Annotated in this window: 14 protein-coding genes; 5 read left to right on the forward strand and 9 right to left on the reverse strand. The window is 70.3% G+C overall.

All coding sequences use genetic code 11. The features are described 5' to 3' along the window. The first annotated feature begins 179 nt into the window (after positions 1–179). A complete protein-coding gene (locus J5X75_RS22345) occupies positions 180–4,064 on the forward strand; it encodes a tetratricopeptide repeat protein (RefSeq protein ID WP_307798210.1) in 3,885 nt (1,294 codons plus the stop codon). A gap of 71 nt (positions 4,065–4,135) precedes the next feature. Here the strand turns inward: J5X75_RS22345 and J5X75_RS22350 are convergent, their stop codons facing one another. The 6 genes from J5X75_RS22350 to J5X75_RS22375 form a co-directional block, all read right to left on the reverse strand. Continuing rightward, complete coding sequence (locus J5X75_RS22350) at positions 4,136–4,795, reverse strand: response regulator transcription factor (protein ID WP_208469426.1); 660 nt, start codon at positions 4,793–4,795, stop codon at positions 4,136–4,138. A 219-nt stretch (positions 4,796–5,014) separates the two neighbouring features. Beyond that, entirely contained in the window at positions 5,015–5,317 is a 303-nt protein-coding gene (locus tag J5X75_RS22355) for a hypothetical protein (RefSeq protein ID WP_208469427.1), read from the reverse strand. Positions 5,318–5,342: 25 nt separating this feature from the next. Next, positions 5,343–5,822 carry a (2Fe-2S)-binding protein gene (locus tag J5X75_RS22360; RefSeq protein ID WP_208469428.1) on the reverse strand — a complete coding sequence of 160 codons (480 nt, stop codon included), beginning with the start codon at positions 5,820–5,822 and terminating at the stop codon, positions 5,343–5,345. Positions 5,823–5,836: 14 nt separating this feature from the next. Then, on the reverse strand, positions 5,837–8,068 hold the full coding sequence (locus tag J5X75_RS22365) for a molybdopterin cofactor-binding domain-containing protein (RefSeq protein WP_238488817.1): 2,232 nt from the start codon (positions 8,066–8,068) through the stop codon (positions 5,837–5,839). Continuing rightward, entirely contained in the window at positions 8,065–9,270 is a 1,206-nt protein-coding gene (locus J5X75_RS22370) for an oxygenase MpaB family protein (protein ID WP_208469429.1), read from the reverse strand. Before J5X75_RS22370 ends, J5X75_RS22365 begins: the two co-directional genes overlap by 4 nt. Beyond that, entirely contained in the window at positions 9,263–10,498 is a 1,236-nt protein-coding gene (locus J5X75_RS22375; protein WP_208469430.1) for an oxygenase MpaB family protein, read from the reverse strand. The genes J5X75_RS22370 and J5X75_RS22375 overlap by 8 nt, the downstream gene beginning before the upstream one ends. Before the next feature lie 137 nt (positions 10,499–10,635). Between J5X75_RS22375 and J5X75_RS22380 the strand changes: the two genes are divergently transcribed. Next, positions 10,636–11,262 (forward strand): TetR/AcrR family transcriptional regulator, encoded by a 627-nt coding sequence (locus J5X75_RS22380; RefSeq protein ID WP_208469431.1) that lies wholly within the window; start codon positions 10,636–10,638, stop codon positions 11,260–11,262. Here the strand turns inward: J5X75_RS22380 and J5X75_RS22385 are convergent. The 3 genes from J5X75_RS22385 to J5X75_RS22395 all read right to left on the reverse strand — a co-directional run bounded on the left by J5X75_RS22385 (position 11,232) and on the right by J5X75_RS22395 (position 14,126). Beyond that, positions 11,232–12,086 carry an FAD binding domain-containing protein gene (locus J5X75_RS22385; protein ID WP_208469432.1) on the reverse strand — a complete coding sequence of 285 codons (855 nt, stop codon included), beginning with the start codon at positions 12,084–12,086 and terminating at the stop codon, positions 11,232–11,234. The genes J5X75_RS22380 and J5X75_RS22385 overlap by 31 nt on opposite strands. A 70-nt stretch (positions 12,087–12,156) precedes the next feature. Continuing rightward, positions 12,157–13,104 carry an acetylxylan esterase gene (locus J5X75_RS22390; protein WP_208469433.1) on the reverse strand — a complete coding sequence of 316 codons (948 nt, stop codon included), beginning with the start codon at positions 13,102–13,104 and terminating at the stop codon, positions 12,157–12,159. Next, positions 13,104–14,126, reverse strand: coding sequence for a LacI family DNA-binding transcriptional regulator (locus tag J5X75_RS22395; RefSeq protein ID WP_208469434.1), 1,023 nt, complete (start codon positions 14,124–14,126; stop codon positions 13,104–13,106). Before J5X75_RS22395 ends, J5X75_RS22390 begins: the two co-directional genes overlap by 1 nt. A 213-nt stretch (positions 14,127–14,339) precedes the next feature. Here J5X75_RS22395 and J5X75_RS22400 point away from each other — a divergent pair, with 213 nt between their 5' ends. From J5X75_RS22400 to J5X75_RS22410, 3 genes are read left to right on the forward strand one after another with little or no spacing between them, the layout of a single operon-like run. Then, on the forward strand, positions 14,340–16,670 hold the full coding sequence (locus tag J5X75_RS22400) for a beta-xylosidase/alpha-l-arabinosidase (protein WP_208469435.1): 2,331 nt from the start codon (positions 14,340–14,342) through the stop codon (positions 16,668–16,670). Then, positions 16,667–17,632: an ABC transporter permease gene (locus J5X75_RS22405; RefSeq protein ID WP_208469436.1), complete on the forward strand. Its 966-nt coding sequence runs from the start codon at positions 16,667–16,669 to the stop codon at positions 17,630–17,632. The genes J5X75_RS22400 and J5X75_RS22405 overlap by 4 nt, the downstream gene beginning before the upstream one ends. Beyond that, positions 17,629–18,498, forward strand: coding sequence for a carbohydrate ABC transporter permease (locus J5X75_RS22410; protein WP_307798205.1), 870 nt, complete (start codon positions 17,629–17,631; stop codon positions 18,496–18,498). The genes J5X75_RS22405 and J5X75_RS22410 overlap by 4 nt, the downstream gene beginning before the upstream one ends. Positions 18,499–18,500 lie beyond the last annotated feature (2 nt).

Here is an 18,500-nt window from a genome sequence, read left to right on the forward strand (position 1 = left end):
CCCGCCACCTGACGCATCGTCGCCGCTTCGGAAGCAGGAGCCGATCGCTGTCCGCCAGATAGTGGTGACGGCTGACAGTGCTGCGGGGCTGTCGGTGCCGGGTCAGGAGGTCTGTGCGGGTGGTTACCGGTCTGGTTCTGGATGCTGCCGGGTTCGAGGTGCTGGTCGCCGGAGAGCGGGTGGGTCCTCCCCGGGCTCTGGAGACCTCTGACGTCGAGCTGCTGCGGGATGTGACGGGCCGCTATGTGGACGCGATCCACGCGCATGCCGATGACGGCGTTTTCCTCGGTCTGGGCCGGGAGCTGTTCGCGTGGCTCGACGGCGGCCGGCGGCAGTTGACCCTGCTCCTGGACCGGGCCGCGACACCGTTGACATTCGAGATTCAAGGACCGCGGGCGCCGTCCTCAGCCGGCTGGGCGATGTTGCGCGCGCCGTGGGAGGTGCTGGCCGACCAGGGTGGGTTTCTGGCCGCGGATGCGCTTCGCCGGTTCGAGGTGGTTCGCCGGCTGGGCAGGGCGGCGGCCGCTCCACCGCTCGACAGGTTCCGGCTGGGGCTGATGTTCATGGCCTCGGCTCCGGCCGGGCAGCACGAGCTGGACTTCGAGGCCGAGGAGTCGGCCATCCTGACGGCGGTCGCCGACGCGGGGGTGGACCTGGTCGTGGAGGACACCGGGGATCCCGACCAGCTGCGGTTGCGGTGGGCGAACCTCGACGGGCTCCCGGTGCTGCATCTGTCCTGCCACGGGGTGAACAACTGGCCCGCGCCCGCGGGTGGGCCCCGGGTGCCGGTGCTCATGATGGAGAACGAGGTCGGCGACGGCCGGCCCGTCACGGCGGCCGAACTGGTCGAACGGTTGTCGGTGATGCCGCGGTTGATGGTCGTCTCGGCGTGTTTGACGGCTACGCCGGCGGACGCGACCGGGTATCTCGCGCCCGGCCCCGACCATCGCTCCACGGGCACCGAGGCGGGTGCCGAGGTGGTGGTGCCGGTGGCGCATTCCCTGGCCACCGAACTGGTGACCGCCGGGATCCCGGCGGTGGTGGGCTGGGACGGGTCGGTCACCGACGGCGCCGCAACCCGGTTCGCCCAGCATCTCTACCAGCAGTTGGGGTCACGGCAGGATCTGGCGCTGGCGGTCGGTGACGCCCGCCGCAAGTTGCTGGCCTGTGATCAGCCACCGTTGCGGGCGGACTGGCATCTGGCCCGGATCTGGCTCGGCCCGGGCGGCGGCGGACCGGTCGTCGCCGGAGCCGTGAAGCGGCAGAAGGTGTCGGCCGTACACGGGACGAAGACGTTCCTCGACCTGAAACGCCAGCACGTGCCGGTGGCCTCGGCGGACATGTTCGTCGGCCGGCGGCGGGAGATGCGGCGGGCGTTGCGCGTACTGCGTGGTAGCGAGCAGGCCGGGGTGCTGCTGCACGGGCAGGGCCGGCTGGGCAAGTCGAGCCTGGCGGCCCGGCTGGCGGACCGGTTCCCTGATCGGGCGGTCGCGGTGGTCTTCGGCGACTACACCGCGCTCGGCGTGCTGGACGCGATCACGACAGCGGTGCAGGACAATCCGGATGCGCGCACCATGATCGAGGCCCGGCGAGCCGAGGTGCGGGAGCGGCCGGAGGCGCTGCGGTGGATCCTGGTCGATCTTCTGGGCGGTCCGTGCACGCAGAACGGCGAAGATCATCAGCGGCCCCTGCTGCTGATCATCGATGATCTGGAGCAGGTCCTCGAACCGCGAGCGGATGGTCCGCACCGTGTGGCCGCCGGGTTCGCGCCGGTGCTGGCGGCCGTCCTGCAGGCGTTCGATCCGGACCGAGGTGACAGCCGGCTGGTGGTCACCAGCCGGTTCGTGTTCGCGTTGGACGGGCTGGAGGCCCGGTTGACACCGGTGCAGTTGGCCCCGTTGTCGGAGGTGGCGCAGCGCAAGCTCGCGGTTCGGCAGCGGGCGGCGTCGCCGGAGGAGCTGCGGGAGACGCGGGCCGGACTGGCGGTGCGGGCGATGGCTCTCAGCGGAGGCAACCCCGGTCTCCAGGATCTGGTCGGATTGCGGCTCGTCTACAGCCCGGAGGTCACACCCGACCGTGCCGAGCAAGCCGTCACCGACATGGAGACCTACCTGAAACAGGGGGATCTGCCCAGCGACGGCGAGGTGCGGGCGTTCGTGGAGAACCTCGCCCTGGACGCCCTGATCGACCAGGCCGGGGCCGACCACATCGCCCTCCTGCGAGCGCTGACCCTGTTCGACCTGCCGATGCCGGCTCCGGTCACGGACCTGCTCGAAACCCGGACCGGCGGAACGGTCCGGCGACTGTGCGGGCTGGGGCTGGCCGACACCTTCCCCGACCCCTACAGCGAAGCGGCCACCGCCGTGGCGGTCAATGCTCTCGCCGCCGGTCGGCTCACCCCACTGACCGAGCCGGAGCAGGTAGAACTGGCGACGGCAGTGGTTGAGCCTCTGGCTGCGGCGTGGACCGACCCAAAACTCCGGAATCCGGCCCTGGACCTGCAGCTGACCCGATTGGCGGTCCTGGCAGACGATCCGACGGTGATCACCGTGAGCGCTGCGGACGCGGTGTGGACCTTGCGTTCCGGGCCCGCCGCGCAGGCTCTGGCACTCGGGCAGGCGGCCATCTCGATACTCGACCGGCACGGCAGCCCGGTACCGGCCCTACTGCTACGGCGGGTCGCCGACGCGGCGCAGGTCAGCGGCGACGGCGACGCCGCCGCCGCACTATTTGACCGGGCGGTCAAGCAAGCCACATCGGAAGGTGCCGCAGCCGACCTACTGGAACATGCTCGGGTCATCGCCGAATACGCCCGCCTGCTGGTAACCCGTGGTGAACTGGATCGGGCCGAGCAATTGTTCCATCAGGCCCGGGGCATGTTCACCACTTCCCATTCGGATCACGAAACCGCCGTAACCTGGGGAAACATCGCCGACATCCTCCACCGGCGCGGCGACTACGACGAAGCACTCCGCATCCGCCACGAAATCGAACTTCCCGTCTACCGACGCCTCGGCGACAGCCGCTCCACCGCCGTCACCTGGGGCAAAGTCGCCGACATCGTCTACCAGCGCGGCGACTACGACGAAGCACTCCGCATCCGCCACGAAACCGAACTTCCCGTCTACCGACGCCTCGGCGACAGCCGCTCCACCGCCCTCACCTGGGGCAAAGTCGCCGACATCGCCTACCAGCGCGGCGACTACGACGAAGCACTCCGCATCCGCCACGAAACCGAACTCCCGGTCTACGAACGGCTCGGCGACACCCGCGCCACCGCCATCACCTGGGGCAAAATCGCCGACATTCTCTACCGACGCGGGGACTACGACGAAGCACTCCGCATCCACCACGAACGCCAGCTACCCGTCTACCAACGCCTCGGCGACACCCGGGAAACCGCCGTCACCTGGGGAAACATCGCCGGCATTCGCTACCAGCGCGGGGACTACGACGAAGCACTCCGCATCCACCACGAACGCCAGCTACCCGTCTACCAACGCCTCGGCGACACCCGGGAAACCGCCATCACCTGGGGAAACATCGCCGACATCCTCTACCAGCGCGGCGACTACGACGAAGCACTCCGCATCCACCACGAACGCCAGCTACCCGTCTACCAACGCCTCGGCGACACCCGGGAAACCGCCATCACCTGGGGAAAGATCGCCGACATCCTCCGCCAGCGCGGCGAACACGACGAAGCTCTCCGTATCCGCCAAGAGGAGGTGCTGCCAGCTCTCGAGCGGTTGAACGACTTGGACGGCATCGCGAATGCCACCTGGGGTATCGCGGAGATCCAATTGGGCCGCCAGGAATTCGAAGCCGCGGTACCAAACCTGGTCAAAGCATTTCAGATCCTCGAACACCTGCAACGACCCGACGGTCTCGCGGTTGTCGGCAACACTCTTGGTCAGATCCTGATGGCCTATGGCGAAACGGATGCCGCGCGGCAGGTTCTGGAGACGAGCCGTGCCGCAGCCCGCAAGATCGCGGCTACCGCGCTGGAGCAGCATTTGGGCAGATTGCTGCGGAAGCTCGATCAGGATCCCGAGGAGGAGTAGATCGCTCTACTGATGACCCGGAGCCTTGGCGGCGAGGGGACAGCCAGGTCGGCCGTGATTGTCGCTTGGGGTCAGGTGGAGCGGAGGCGGTAGCCGACTCCGCGGACGGTCTGGACCAGGTCGGGGTCGCCCAGCTTGTTGCGCAGCGAGGCCACGTGCACTTCGAGGGTGTGCTTGCCGGACCACGTGGTCTGCCAGACGTCGAGCATGATGCGTTCCCGGGTGAGGGCCACGCCCGGCTGCCGGGCCAGAGAGGCCAGGATGTCGAATTCCTTGCGGGTGAGGTTGACCGGCTCGCCCGCGACCGCGACCGTGCGGGCGGCCACGTCGATGCGCAACGGCCCGACCTCGATCACCTGGGCCGGCGCGGGGGCGGAGCGCATCGTGCGCCGTAGGAGGGCCTCGATGCGGGCCTGCAACTCGGCCATCGAGAACGGCTTGACCACGTAGTCGTCGGCTCCGACGCGGAGGCCGGTGACCCGGTCGCGTTCCTCGCCCCGGGCGGTGACGGCGATGATGCCGAGGTTCTCGTTGCGGGCGCGCAGCACCCGGCACACGTCGATGCCGTCGCCGTCGGGCAGGTTGAGGTCCAGCAGCACGAGGTCGCAGGGAGCGGCCTCGAGCGCCGCGGTGGCCGTGGCGGCGTGTTCCACCGCGTAGCCGCGCCGTTGCAGCATCGAGGTCATCACCGCGCCCACCCGGCGGTCGTCCTCCACCAGCAAGATCCGCATCGGTTACCGGCCTTCCATCGTTCGAACGCCGCACGGTAGCCGCTCAACGTTACCGGCGGCCACTCGGAGGATATTGGCCCTTGACAACCGGGCGCCGGTTTTGTCGGTGACCCGGCAGCTCCGCCCGGTGGGTGCGGCACCGGGCGGACCCGGCAGTGAGCCGGGCCTGAGCTGCGGGAACGGCCGTGGTTGCGGTTGGCGACCGCGGCGTCCGTACCCCTAAGAAGTCATTCTGAGGAGTGCGTTGCCGCCGAGCATGAGCACGTCGGCGCCGGCGACGAAGGCCATGCACCGCCGGTAGAGGCGGTCGGCGAGTTCCGGGTCGGCGGTGGCGCCCCAGGCGCGAAACAGCAGGATGACGGCGCAGATCACCAGCGGGACCCCGCCGATGACCAGCAGCCAGCCCTCGCCGGGTGTGGTGCCCCGGGCCACCAGCATGGTCACCATCACTGCCGGGAGGATCCCGAAGAACACCACGGCGAGTACGGCGTACCAGCGCAGCGGTGTGATCGCGTTCGTCATGTGCCACCTTTCGGTCCGCGCGATCCTAACCGCCGGACGCGGCGGCCGCCCTGATCGCCTCCCGGATGCGGGCGTAGGTGCCGCACCGGCAGATGTTGCGGATGCCGTCCAGGTCGGCGTCGGTGATCTCCCGGCCTTCGGCGGCGACCCGGCGCACCAGATCGACGGCCGCCATGATCTGGCCAGACTGGCAGTAGCCGCACTGCACCACGTCGTGGTCGAGCCAGGCCTGCTGCATCGGATGCAGGTCGGCCCCGGCGGTGGCGGCCAGCCCCTCGATGGTGGTGATCTCGTCGTCGGGTCCCAGGTCGCGGACCGGTACGGCGCACGGGTTGAACGCCCGCCCGTTGAGATGGCTGGTGCAGGCCTTGCAGACGTTGATGCCGCAGCCGTACTTCGGGCCGGTGACGCCGAGGATGTCGCGCAGCACCCACAGCAGGCGCACGTCGCTGTCGACGGTCACGGTGACCTGCTCGCCGTTGACCCGAAAGGTGTGCTCAGGCACGCGGACCCCCTGTTTCAGCGGACATGGTCGAGTCCGTCGACCGGGGAGGCGGGAATCGGTGGGACGGTTGGTTTCGGGACGAACGACAGTGTGCCGTGGTTGATCGGGAAGGTGGTGGGCATGGTGCCGGTGGCCCGCCCGTAGGCGCAGGCGACCGCCGCCATGGCCGCCGACACGCCCAGTTCGCCGGCGCCGCCGGGCTGGTCGGAGTCGCTGGGCATGATGATGATCCGCAGGTCGGGTGGGGTGTTCCACTGCCGGGTGTAGAAGTAGTTGTCCCAGCTCGCCTCGAGGAAGTAGCCGTCACGCAGGTGCAGGCTGGAGGTGAGGGCGAGCGCGATGCCGTCCATCACGCAGCCCATCATCTGTGCCTCCAGGCCGAGCGGATTGACCGCGAGGCCGACGTCGACGGCGAAGACGGCCCGGGTCACCCGGGGTCCGGCCACGCCGTCGCGGATCGGCCGGTTCACCGTCTCCGGCCGGCAGTCGATCTCGACGAGGCAGGCGCTGACCCCCTTGTACTCGGCGTGGAAGGCGATGCCCTGCGCCACCCCGGTTGGCAATGCGCGCCCCCAGCCGCCGGTTTCGGCCACGGCGCGCAGGACGGCCCGGGAGCGGTCGCCGCGGAGCAGGTCGTGCCGGAACCGGTACGGGTCGCGGCCCATCCGGGCGGCGACCTGGTCGACGACGAGTTCCCGGGCGCAGGTGGTGTCGGGTGAGTAGACGTTGCGCATGCTGCCGGTGTTGAAACCCTTGCCGGTCTCGCTGAGCAGCCGGCTGTGCAACCCGAAGTCGTACGGCGAGGTGTGGCTGAACTGGAAGAACGTCTGGGCGAACGCCTTGTCGCCGATCGGCAGTTTCGCGGCCATCGCGGTGAACAGCTCACCGAGCCCGTGGCCGAGGTCGGTGGTGACGCTGGTGTGCCGCTGTTCGAAGCCGAGGACCAGGTTTCCGGCGTAGGCGATGCGCACGCGGGAGGTGGCCATCGGGTGGGTGCGGCCCTGCCGGGAGTCGTCGGCGCGGTGCCACATAAGTTTCACCGCCTTGCCGATCCGCTGGGACAGTTCGGCGGCTTCCAGGGCGGCGTCGAAGAACAGTTTCCGGCCGAACGAGCCGCCGCCCTCGGTGACGTGGACGGTGACGGCGCCGACCGGCAGCCCGAGGCGGGCCGCGATGCTCTGCCGGGCGACGATCGGGGATTTCAGGGCGGACCAGATCTCGGCGCGGCCGTCGCGGACGTCGGCGATCGCGCAGTTCGGCTCGAGGGCGCTGTTGCTGCGGAAGTGGAAGGTGAACCGGCCCTCCACGTACGGGGTGATGGGCCGCGGCCCGAGGGGCAGTTCGGCCGATGCCAGCTCGCGCAGCACGGTGGCGTCCGACTGTCCTTCGACGGTGCCCGGCTTCCAGGTGACGCGCAGCGCGCGGACCGCGTCGATGCACTGGCCGAACGTGTCGGCGCGGACCGCGACGCCGGTGGAGATGGTGACCACGTCGGTGACGCCCGGCATGGCGCGGACCTGGTCGAGGTTGGCGACCGTGCCGGGCTTGCCGTTGATGGTCGGTGGGCGGCACACCATGGCCGGTTTGGCGCCGGGCACCGTCACGTCCATGGCGAACCTCTTGCGCCCGGTGACGGCGTCGCGGGCGTCGACGCGGCCGTGCGGGCGGCCGATGACGGTGAAGTCGTCCTTCGCGGTCAGTTCCACCGGTACGGCGAGGGTGCGCGGGCTGGCCGCCTTGGTGGCCAGTTCACCGATGCCGATCCGGCGCCCGTCGCGGGTGCTGATCACGCCGTCGGCGAGCCGCAGGTCGCTGGAGCCGAACTCGGTGGCCGCCGCCGCGAGCAGGCGCTGGCGGGCGACCGCCGCGGCCACCCGGATCGGGGTGTACGTCGAGATCGTCGTGTTAGAGGCCCCGGTCAGCTGGTTGAACAGCAGTTCCGGGCGGGCGTCGGCCAGGGTGACCTTCACCCGGTGCAGGGGTACGGCCAGTTCCTCCGCGATGAGCATGGCCGTGGAGGTGGTGATGCCCTGGCCCACCTCCGCCCGGGGCAGGGCGAACGACACCGTGCCGTCGGCGTTGATCTCCACCGCGATCAGCCCGGAGGTGGGCAGCGCGGCGGCCGTCATGATGTCGTTGAGGTCGAGCAGCTCGGCCGCCTGTGCCTCGCCCGGGGAGGCGGCGGCCACCAGGACGGGGGCCGCCAGCACATATCCCAGGAACCGTCGCCGGGATGTCGTCATCATTCGGGCCGGTTGATCGTCGGAATCTCGATCTTGGTCTCCTTGGCCTTGGTCAGGAACAGGAGGATGTACTGCCGGGCGGCCTCGTCCAGCACCCAGGCGACCTCGGGCACCAGCGGCAGCGGGATGAGCTTCTCGCGGAACTTGACCAGCAGCGGCCAGGCGTTCGCGATCAGCGGCTCCCAGATCGGCTCCCGCTTGATCTGGTCCCAGTCGGACACCTGGTCGCCGACCAGGTAGCGGGCCAGGGCGTTGACCAGCGGCCGGCTGATGCTGGCCGGGCTGGTCTGCTCGGCCAGCTGGCTGAGCAGGATGTCGGTGAGCTCGACGCCCTCCCGGGTGGGTCCCATGTTGGGCGGCAGCACCTGGTCGGACTGGGCGTTGGCGGCCGCCCAGGTGGCCGGGATGTACTCGTCGCGCACCCCGAGCAGGTTTGCGGTGACCTGCCAGACGTGCAGGTAGGCCTGGGAGTCGGCGGCGCTGATCGGCACCTGCCACTCCCGCAGCTTGCGCATCGCGTACGTGGGCAGCGTGTGCCAGGTGACCAGGATGTCCTCCTGGCTGATCGGGACGCCCCACTTCCAGTGCGGCGACTGTTGCAGCAGGTGCCGCACCGCTGCGTGGACCAGTCGCGTCTTGACCGCCTGGACGATGCAGTCGCCGTCCGGCCGGTACGCGTTGAGCGATCCGACCGAGAAGCCGAGGAGGCTGGTCTTGGCGACCCGGTCCTCCATGTCGGCGCCGCCCTTGGAGTAGTAGACCGACCACGCCTCCTTGGGGATGGCCGTGCTCAGCATGCCGCCGCCGACACCGTTGAGCAGGTTGAGATAGAGCCCGCGTGACTTGTTGAAGGTGGCCGCCGTCTCGAGTTTGGCGCGGTCCGCCCAGGACGGCAGCTGCCGCGCCTCCTCGATGAAGTCGACGAGGTATCCGGGCAGTCCGCCGGGCAGCGGCTGGTCGTTGCGGTTCCAGTTCCACAGCAGCCGGTTGACCTCGGGGACCGCGCCGCTGTCGAGCAGCTCGGCGGAGACCGGGTCGGCCTCGGTGTCCCAGATCTGGCGCGGGTCGGCGCCGGTGCCGCTGCCGGCGATCGAGGCGGTCGGCGACCAGGTCCAGGGCGAGACCTCGCGGGACACCGGCGTGACGAGGCCGAGCGCGCCGAACGCGGTGGAGGCCAGGACCTGCCGTCTGCTGAGCTCAGCCATGTGCGGTCTCCGGGCGGTTGGTCAGCGGGATCTCGATGCTGATCGGCTTGGCCTCGGACAGGAACAGCAGGGCGGCCTTGCGCAGGAACTCGTCGAACAGCCAGTAGGCCTTCGGGGCCAACGGGAAGGGCAACAATCCTTCGCGTACGGCGATGAAGGGTCCCCACGCGGTCCGCAGCAGCGGGTCCCAGATCAGCTCGCGGGGGATCTTCAGCCAGTTGGCGATCTCGTCGCCGAGCATGAACCGGGTGAACGCGCCGAGGATCGGGGCGCTGAGGATGCCGGCGTCGATCGGGGCGCCGAGGTTGAGCAGGATGTCGGCGAGCTTGATGCCCTCGGGGGTGGGCCGCAGGATCGGGTCGAGGACCTGTTCGGCCTGTGCGTTCGCCTCGGTCCAGGAGTTGGGGATGTACTCGTCCTTGACGCCGAGCAGGTGTGCGCCGACCTGCCAGGAGTGCAGGAACGCCGCGGACTCGGCGGCCGGGATCGGCACCTTCCACTCGGTCAGCTTCCGCATGACCGTGGTGGGCAGGCTGTGCCAGGTGACCATGATGTCCGCCTGGCTGATCGGGATGTCCTCCTCGGCGACCGGCGTCCAGTACGGCGACTGCGGCAGCAGGTGGCGGACGGCGGCGTGCACGAGCCGGGTCTTGACGGCGGTCACGATCATCTCGCCGTCGGGCTTGTAGGCGTTGACCGCGCCGATGTCGTACCCCAGTTTGGCGGTCTTGGAGATGCGGTCCTTCATGTCCGCGCCGCCCTGGGAGTAGTAGACGGCCAGGGCCTCCTTCGGGATGACGGTGCTCATCATCCCGCTGGCCAGGCCGTAGAGGACGCCGAGGTAGAGGCCGCGCTTCTCGTTGAACTTCACGGCCAGGTCGAGTTTGGCCGGGTCGGCCCAGGACGGCAGCCGACGGGCGCGTTCCATGAAGTCGCGCAGGTCGGCCGGGAGCCCGGCGGGCAGCGGCTGACCGTTCTTCTTCCAGGTCCGCAGGAGGGCGTTGACCGCCGGCACATCGCCGCGCTCGATGAGGGACGCGACCAGCGGGTCGGCCTCGTCGTCCCACACCCATCGGGGGTCGGCCCCGGCGCCCGCGCCGGCCACGGATCCGGTGGGCGACCAGGTCCACAGTGACTGCGCCTGTGCCGGCGCCGCGATGCTCATGGCGCCGAGGGCGCCCAGGGCGCCGCCGGCTCTCAACATGTTGCGCCTGCTGAGTGGTTCCATGCTTCACTCCAGCCTTGATACGGTGAAACACGAACTGCTTCGGTGTATCAGCCATGAGAGCACAGGGTGACCGTATTCACAAGAGTGAATTGATACACTGATACACAACGTGTAAACACATATCGGGGAGGACGCCCATGTCGATGCTGGGACGTGCGCTGGCCGAGGCCTTCGAGCCGGACGATCCTGCCGACGAGGTCACCGCCCGGCTGCTCGACGCGGCCTACGAGCAGTTCTGCCGGATGGGCATCCGCCGTTCCACCATGGAGGACGTCGCCCGCCGCGCCGGCGTCTCCCGGATCACCGCGTACCGCCGCTTCGCCACCAAGGACCTGCTGGTGGAGCAGGTGGTCCGGCGCGAGTTCCGGCGCTACTTCGACCAGTTCCTGCTCGACATCGCCGAGGCCCGCACCGCCGCCGACCGGGTGGTGGTCGGTTTCGTCAGCTCGTTGCAGGCGTTCCGGAGCAACCCGCTGATCGGCGGCCTGATGTCCGCCGAACCCGACCTGCTGGTCCCCTCGATGATCAGCGACGGCGGCGAGACCCTGTCCACCGTCCAGCAGTTCGTCGCCGGCCAGCTACGCCGCGAGCAGGAGGCCGGCTACATCTCCGACCGTGTCGACGTGAACCTGGTGGCCGAGATGTGGACCCGCCTGTCCGCCTCGTTCCTGGCCATCCCGAGCCGGGTCGTCGACCTCGACGACACCGAGCAGCTGCGCGTCCTGGCCCGCCGCTACCTGGCCCCGATGCTCGAAGCACCCTGACAACGGTCCCGGGCCCGGGTCAGCGCCCGGCGGGTCAGCGTCTGGAAGGCCCGCCGATCGGCGGTGGTGGCGTCGGCCTCCGCGGCCGCCTCGGCGGCGGCCGAGATGGCCGCGTCCGAGAAGTCCGTCCCGGTCAGCGCCCGCTCGGCGGCCCGCCCCCGGACCGGGCACGGGCCGGCGTTGACCAGGCCGATCGACGCCGCGCTGACCACGCCGCCGGTCACCGTGACCGCGGCCATGGCGGCCGCCTGCGGATAGACGGTCGTCCGGCGGTCCTCGGCGTAGCCGATGCCGGTGCCGGTGACCAGCACCGGCAGGCGGGCCTCCAACAGCAGTTCATCCGGACGGCGTACGGTCGTGAACGGCCCGGTGAAGAACTCGCCGGCCGCTATGGTCCGGCAGCCCCGCGGCCCGATCAGCTCCAGTTGCGCGCCGACCGCCACCGCCAGCGCGGGCCACTCGGCCGCCGGATTCGCGTTCGCGAGACTCCCCAGCATCGTGCCGCGCGCGCGTATCGGCGGATGCCCGATGTGCCGCACCACGCAGCGCATCAGTTCGCCGAGCGCTCCGCCGATCATGTCCGACTCGAACTCACGGTGCCGGATCAGCGGCCCCACCCGGACGAACCCGCCGGACTCGGTGAGCATGTCCAGCCCGGCCACCTCGTTGATGTCGACCACCCGGCGGGGCGCCGCCTCCTGCGCGGTCAGCTCCAGGATGAGGCTCTGACCGCCGGCCAGCACCGCGGTCTCCCCGTCGGCCAACGCGGCCAGCACCTCCTCCAACGTGCGCGCGGCGACGTACTCGACGACCGCAGGTCTCATCGCATGTCCTCCACCGGCTCGGGCCCCGCCAGTCTTCCGAGGCCCGGGGTGGATGGGGAGCGGCGTCCTTCTATCGAGGGACAAAGTGGCGGAGCCACCGGACCTGGTCGCGTACGTGGTACGCCTCGCCGCCCTCGTGGCCGTTGAACGGGTACACCCGCATCTCACGCTCCGGGCGCCACCGGTTGTAGGCCGCGAACCCGGTGCTCGGCGGGCAGACCGTGTCACGCAGGCCGATGCCGAAGTGGGCCGGGGCGGCGGCCCGGCGGGCGAAGTGCACACCATCGAAATGCGACAGGGTGTGCCACACGGTGTCGGCGGCGTCGCGGTGCACGGACAGGTAGGTGGCGATCGCGCCGTACGGCTCGGCGCCGGTGAGGTCGACGGCACGGCGGATGTGGCAGAGGAACGGGGCCGAGGTGAGCACCGCGGTCAGGTCGGGGACGAGGCCGGCGACGGCGATCGCCAGGCCCCCGCCCTGACTGTTGCCGGCCACCACGACCCGCGCCGGGTCCACGCCGGGCAGGGCGCGGACGGCGTCGACGGCCCGGACCGCGTCGGTGATGAGCCGGCGGTAGTAGTAGTCGTACGGGTCGAGGATGCCGCGGGTGACCGGGCCGGGACCGCCGGAGGAGTACGGGCGCGGGTCCGGGGTGTCCCCGCCGCAGCCGTACTGGTCGCCCTGCCCGCGCACGTCCATCAGCAGGTGGGCGTAGCCGGCGGCGGGCCAGGTGAGCCGTTCGAACGGCAGGCCCCGGCCGCGGCCGTAGCCGACGAACTCGACCACGGCCGGCAGGTCGGCGGCGTCCCCGGCGGGCCGGGTGTACCAGGCCCGGATCGGGTCACCGCCGAACCCGCCGAAAGTCACGTCGAAACATTCGAACAGCGGCAGGTCGTCCGGCCCGGGTGTCACGTCGAGCAGCGCCGGGCCGCGGGCGGTGTCCAGGGTGGCCTTCCAGAACGCGTCGAAGCCCTCCGGTTCGGCCACGGCGGACGTCTGCGGGTCGACCGCGGCCATCACGAGCTCCGGGGCGGCGCGGTGCTCTCCCGCACGACCAGCTCGGTGACCAGGTCGATCCGGGTCATCGGGACGGGCACGCCCTGGGCCAGGTCGAGCAGCATCCGGGCGGCGGTGCCGGCCATCGTCTGCACGTGCTGGTCGACGGTGGTCAGCGCGGTGGCCGACCAGGCGGCCATCGGCACGTTGTCGTAGCCGACCACGGACAGGTCGGCCGGGACCGCCAGGCCCAGCTTCCGGGCGGCCCGGATCACGCCCATCGCCTGCATGTCGGAACCGGCGAAGATGGCGGTCGGCGGGTCCGGCCGGTCCAGCAGCTCCAGGCCGTGCTGGTAGCCGGTATGGCCGGTGAACAGGCCGTAGCGCACCAGCTCCGGATCGACCGGCAGGCCGGTTTCGTCGAGTGCCGACCGGTAGCCGGCCACCCGGGCCCGGCTGCACAGCACGTCCTGGGGCCCGGAGATGACGGCGATCCGGCGATGGCCGAGCTCCAGCAGGTGACGGGTGGCGAGCAGGCCGCCGTTGAAGTTGTTGGAGCCGACCGTGGGCACGCTGGCGGCGGTGGCGCTGTCGGTGTCCAGCACGACGAACGGGATCCGCTGCCGTTCCAGCTGGCGGCGCTGGGTGTCGGTGAGGCTGCACAGCACCAGCAGCACGCCGAGCGGGCTGCGGCCCAGCACGTCGTCGGCCCAGTGCGGGGGCGGCCGGTGCCTCCCGCCGAGCTGGGAGACCACCAGCTCGACCCGGGCCGGGGCGGTGACCGCCTCGACGCCCTGGATCACCTCCATCGCCCAGGCCGAGTCGAACTCGTGGAAGACCAGGTCGATGTGCCCGGTGACGGCCGGCAGCCGCCGGCTGCGGCGCCGGTAGCCGTGCCGCTCCAGGCTCTCCTCGACCCGGGCACGGGTCCGGGCGGCCACGTCGGCGCGGCCGTTGAGCACCTTCGACACGGTCGCCGCGGAGACGCCGACCTCGTCCGCGATGACGGCGATGGTGGCGGGCCCGGACTCCGAATCGGTCATCGAAACATCACGCCCCAGCCTCGGATTTTTCGAGATCAACTGTCGTCATCGACGAGCACGATACTCGTAGCGCATCGATGTAGTCCACATTGAGCGCCATCAGGCTTGCCAGGTCAAGGCCCTTGACATGACCGAAAACCGGGGCTTACCTTCGCCGCCATACATGCCGTAACTTCGATGAAACTTTCGGAGAATCTACCGACTTGAGGTGGCATGAGTATCACTTCCGGACTGGACGCACGCTGGCACGATCCGCGCCTCTCTCCCATCGAGCGGGCCGGGATTCTCGTGCCCCTGATGACCGTGGAGGAGAAGATCGCGCAGCTCGCCGGGGTGTGGGTGGGCGCCGACGCCGACGGCGGCGGAGTGGCCCCGCACCAGGCCGACATGACCGGCACGACACCACCGCTGGACGCGCTGATCGGCAGCGGCCTCGGGCAGCTGACCCGGCCGTTCGGCACGGTTCCGGTGGAGCCGGCGGCCGGGGCCCGGGCGCTGGCCGCGTCGCAGGAGCGGATCCAGGCGGCCAACCGGTTCGGCATCCCGGCGCAGGTGCACGAGGAGTGCCTCACCGGGCTGGCCGCCTGGAAGGCCACGGTCTACCCCTCGCCGCTGAGCTGGGGCGCGTCGTTCGACCCGGACCTGGTCGAGGAGATGACCGGGCGGATCGGCCGGAGCATGCGGGCCGCCGGCATCCACCAGGGGCTGGCCCCGGTGCTCGACGTGACCCGCGACTACCGGTGGGGCCGCACCGAGGAGACCATCGGCGAGGATCCCTACCTGGTCGGGACGATCGGGGCGGCGTACGTGCGGGGCCTCGAGGGCGCCGGTGTGGTGGCGACCCTCAAGCACTTCGCCGGGTATTCGTCGTCGCGCGGCGGCCGCAACCACGCGCCGGTGTCGATGGGCGCCCGCGAACTGGCCGACGTGGTGCTGCCGCCGTTCGAGATGGCGCTGCGCCTGGGTGGGGCCCGGTCGGTGATGAACTCGTACGCCGAGATCGACGGCCTCCCGGCGGCCGCCAGCGCCGGGCTGTTCACCGACCTGCTGCGCGACGACTGGGGTTTCGCCGGGACGGTGGTGGCCGACTACTTCGCGATCCGGTTCCTGGAACGGCTGCACCGGGTCGCCGGGGACGCCGTCGAGGCGGCCGGGATCGCCCTGGCCGCCGGGATCGACGTGGAGCTGCCGACCGTCGACACGTTCGGCGCGCCGCTGGTCGAAGCGGTTCGGGACGGGCGGATCGACGAGGCGCTGATCGACCGGGCGCTGCTGCGGGTGCTGACCCAGAAGGCCGAACTCGGGCTGCTCGACGACGACTGGAAACCGCTGCCGGACGACGCCGGCGACCTCGCCTTCGACGACGCCGACAGCCGGGACCTGGCGCTGCGCCTGGCCCGCGAGTCGGTGGCCCTTCTCCGCAACACCGGCGGGATCCTGCCACTGGATCCCGGCCAGCGGGTCGCGCTGGTCGGCCCGGTCGCCGACGACCCGCTCGCGATGCTCGGCTGCTACTCGTTCCCGGTCCACGTCGGCCAGCACCATCCCGGCCACGACACCGGCGTCGCGATCCCCACCCTGCGCGCGTCGCTCACGGCCGTCGTTCCGGAGTTGGCGTACGCCCAGGGCTGCGCGATCACCGGCGCGGACACCTCCGGGTTCACCGCCGCCGTGGCGGCCGCCGCCGCGAGCGACGTGTGCGTGGTGGCGGTCGGCGACCGGGCGGGACTGTTCGGGCGGGGCACCTCGGGCGAGGGCTGCGACGCCACCGGGCTGCGGCTGCCCGGGGTGCAGACGGAGCTGGTCCGGGCGGTGCTGGCGACCGGGACCCCGGTCGTGCTGCTTCTGCTGGCCGGTCGCCCGTACCCGATCGATGTCGATTTCGATGGGGTCGCGGCGATCGTGCAGAGCTTCTTCCCCGGCCAGTGCGGCGGGCCGGCGCTGGCCGAGATCCTGACCGGCGCCGTGAATCCGTCCGGGCGGCTGCCGGTGAGCGTGCCCCGGGACGCCGGTGGCCTGCCCGCCACCTATCTGACCCCGCCGCTGGGCGGGCGCACCGAGGTGTCGTCGGTGGATCCGACGCCCGCCTTCGGTTTCGGTCACGGCCTGAGCTACACGACGTTCGACTGGACCGGGGACGAGCCCGGCGAGCCGGTCGCGTGGCCGGCCGACGGCGACGCCACGGTGGGTGTCACGGTCCGCAACACCGGCGACCGGGCCGGGACCGAGGTGGTGCAGCTCTACCTGCACGACCCGGTCGCGCAGGTCACCCGGCCGGTGCTCCGGCTGATCGGCTTCACCCGGGTCGATCTGGAACCCGGGGAGACGGCGCGGGTCACCTTCACCGTGCCGGCCGATCTGACGTCGTTCACCGGTCTCGACGGGCACCGGATCGTCGAGCCGGGTGAGGTGGAGCTGCGGTTCGGCCGCTCCAGCACGGACATCGCGGCCACCGTCCGGCTGCGAATCACCGGCGGGCAACGGCGTGTCGGCCACGACCGTCGTCTCCAGCCGGAGTGTGCCGTGGAAGGGGTGCGGCCATGACGCTGACCCGCGCCCCGCACCGGGTGGCCGAACCGCCCACCACCGGGCTGCGGCCCCGCCGGCGGACCTGGGGACAGGCGCTGCGGCGGGACTGGCAGTTGTACTCGCTGGCCGTACTCCCGCTGTTGTTCTTTCTGATCTTCCGTTACCTGCCGATGATCGGGAACGTCATCGCGTTCCGGCGCTACGAACCCGGCGGCGACCTGCTCGGCGAGTACTGGGTGGGCCTGCGCTACTTCGAGATGTTCCTGAACGACCCGACGTTCTGGCAGGTCTTCGCGAACACGGTGATCATCGGTGGGCTGACCCTGCTGTTCTGCTTCCCGCTGCCGATCGTGCTGGCGCTGCTGCTCAACGAGGTCCGCACCCGCTGGCTCAAGGGGTTCGTGCAGACCATCTCCTACCTGCCGCACTTCCTGTCGATCGTGGTCATCGCCGGCCTGGTCTTCCAGACCCTGGCCGTGGACGGCGTGGTCAACCAGGGGCTGCGGGCGCTCGGGCAGGATCCGGTGGCGTTCATGCAGGACCCCGCCTGGTTCCGGACCATCTACGTCTCCTCCGAGGTGTGGCAGACCGTCGGCTGGGGCACCATCCTCTACCTGGCCGCGCTCACCACCATCGACAGCGACCTGTACGAACAGGCCAGGGTGGACGGCGCGAACCGGTGGCGGCAGACCTGGCACGTCACGCTGCCCGGCATCCGGCCCACCATGATCACGCTGCTGATCCTGAACATCGGCACGTTCCTGGCGGTCGGCTTCGAGAAGATCCTGCTGCTCTACAACCCGCTGACGTACTCCACCGCCGACGTGGTGGCCACCTACCTGTACCGGGTCGGCATCGTCTCCGGCAGCTTCAGCTACGCGGCGGCGATCGGCCTGTTCGAGTCGCTGATCGGGCTGGCGCTGGTGCTCGGCGCCAACACCATCTCGCGCCGCACGGTCGGGACGAGCCTGTGGTGAGGCCCACCCGGGGGTACCGGGTCTTCCAGGCGGTCAACGGATTCGTGCTGGCCGGGGTGGTGGTCGTGACACTGTTCCCGTTCGTCAACATCGTGGCGCGGTCGTTCAGCGGCGAGCACGAGATCCGGTCCGGGCAGGTGACGCTCTGGCCCAAGGGGTTCAACCTCACCACGTACCAGAACGTCATGTCCGACCCGCTGTTCTGGATCAACTACCGCAACACCGTCGTCTACACCGTGGCGGCCACCGCCATCTCGCTGGTGCTGACCACCTGCTACGCGTACGTGCTGTCCAAGCACCGGCTGCGCGGCCGCGCCCTGCTGGTCGGCGTCGCGGTCTTCACGATGTTCTTCAACGGCGGCCTGATCCCCAACTACGTGCTGGTCAGCTCGCTGGAGCTGCGCAACACGCTCTGGGCGATCGTGCTGCCGAACGCCATCAACGTGTTCAACCTGCTGGTGATGAAGGCGTTCTTCGAGAGCCTTCCCACCGAACTGGAGGAGGCCGCCGCGGTCGACGGCCTCGGCACCTACGGCATCCTGGCGCGGATCGTGCTGCCGCTGTCCAAGGCGGTGCTCGCCACGATGCTGCTGTTCTACGCCGTCCAGTTCTGGAACTCGTGGTTCGCCGGGTTCCTCTACATGGACCGGCAGGAGCTGTTCCCGGTCACCGTCTACCTGCGCAACCTCATCGCCGGCGCCACCGCCGGCACGGACATCACCGCGTCCAGCGAGACCGCGCTCCAGGTCGCCGCCAGCATCCAGGCCGTCACCATCGTCCTGACCATGCTGCCGATCATGCTCGTCTACCCGTTCATCCAGCGCTACTTCGTCTCCGGCGTCATGCTCGGCGCCGTCAAGGGATAACC

It is taken from the genome of Actinoplanes flavus (assembly GCF_017592555.1).
Lineage (GTDB): Bacteria > Actinomycetota > Actinomycetes > Mycobacteriales > Micromonosporaceae > Actinoplanes > Actinoplanes flavus.

Coding starts and splice junctions, on each gene's coding strand:
- J5X75_RS22350 (WP_208469426.1), bottom strand. CDS start 4,795: ATGCGGATCTTGCTGGTGGAGGACGACCGCCGGGTGGGCGCGGTGATG.
- J5X75_RS22355 (WP_208469427.1), bottom strand. CDS start 5,317: ATGACGAACGCGATCACACCGCTGCGCTGGTACGCCGTACTCGCCGTG.
- J5X75_RS22365 (WP_238488817.1), bottom strand. CDS start 8,068: ATGATGACGACATCCCGGCGACGGTTCCTGGGATATGTGCTGGCGGCC.
- J5X75_RS22370 (WP_208469429.1), bottom strand. CDS start 9,270: ATGGCTGAGCTCAGCAGACGGCAGGTCCTGGCCTCCACCGCGTTCGGC.
- J5X75_RS22375 (WP_208469430.1), bottom strand. CDS start 10,498: ATGGAACCACTCAGCAGGCGCAACATGTTGAGAGCCGGCGGCGCCCTG.
- J5X75_RS22380 (WP_208469431.1), top strand. CDS start 10,636: ATGTCGATGCTGGGACGTGCGCTGGCCGAGGCCTTCGAGCCGGACGAT.
- J5X75_RS22385 (WP_208469432.1), bottom strand. CDS start 12,086: ATGAGACCTGCGGTCGTCGAGTACGTCGCCGCGCGCACGTTGGAGGAG.
- J5X75_RS22390 (WP_208469433.1), bottom strand. CDS start 13,104: ATGGCCGCGGTCGACCCGCAGACGTCCGCCGTGGCCGAACCGGAGGGC.
- J5X75_RS22395 (WP_208469434.1), bottom strand. CDS start 14,126: ATGACCGATTCGGAGTCCGGGCCCGCCACCATCGCCGTCATCGCGGAC.
- J5X75_RS22400 (WP_208469435.1), top strand. CDS start 14,340: ATGAGTATCACTTCCGGACTGGACGCACGCTGGCACGATCCGCGCCTC.
- J5X75_RS22405 (WP_208469436.1), top strand. CDS start 16,667: ATGACGCTGACCCGCGCCCCGCACCGGGTGGCCGAACCGCCCACCACC.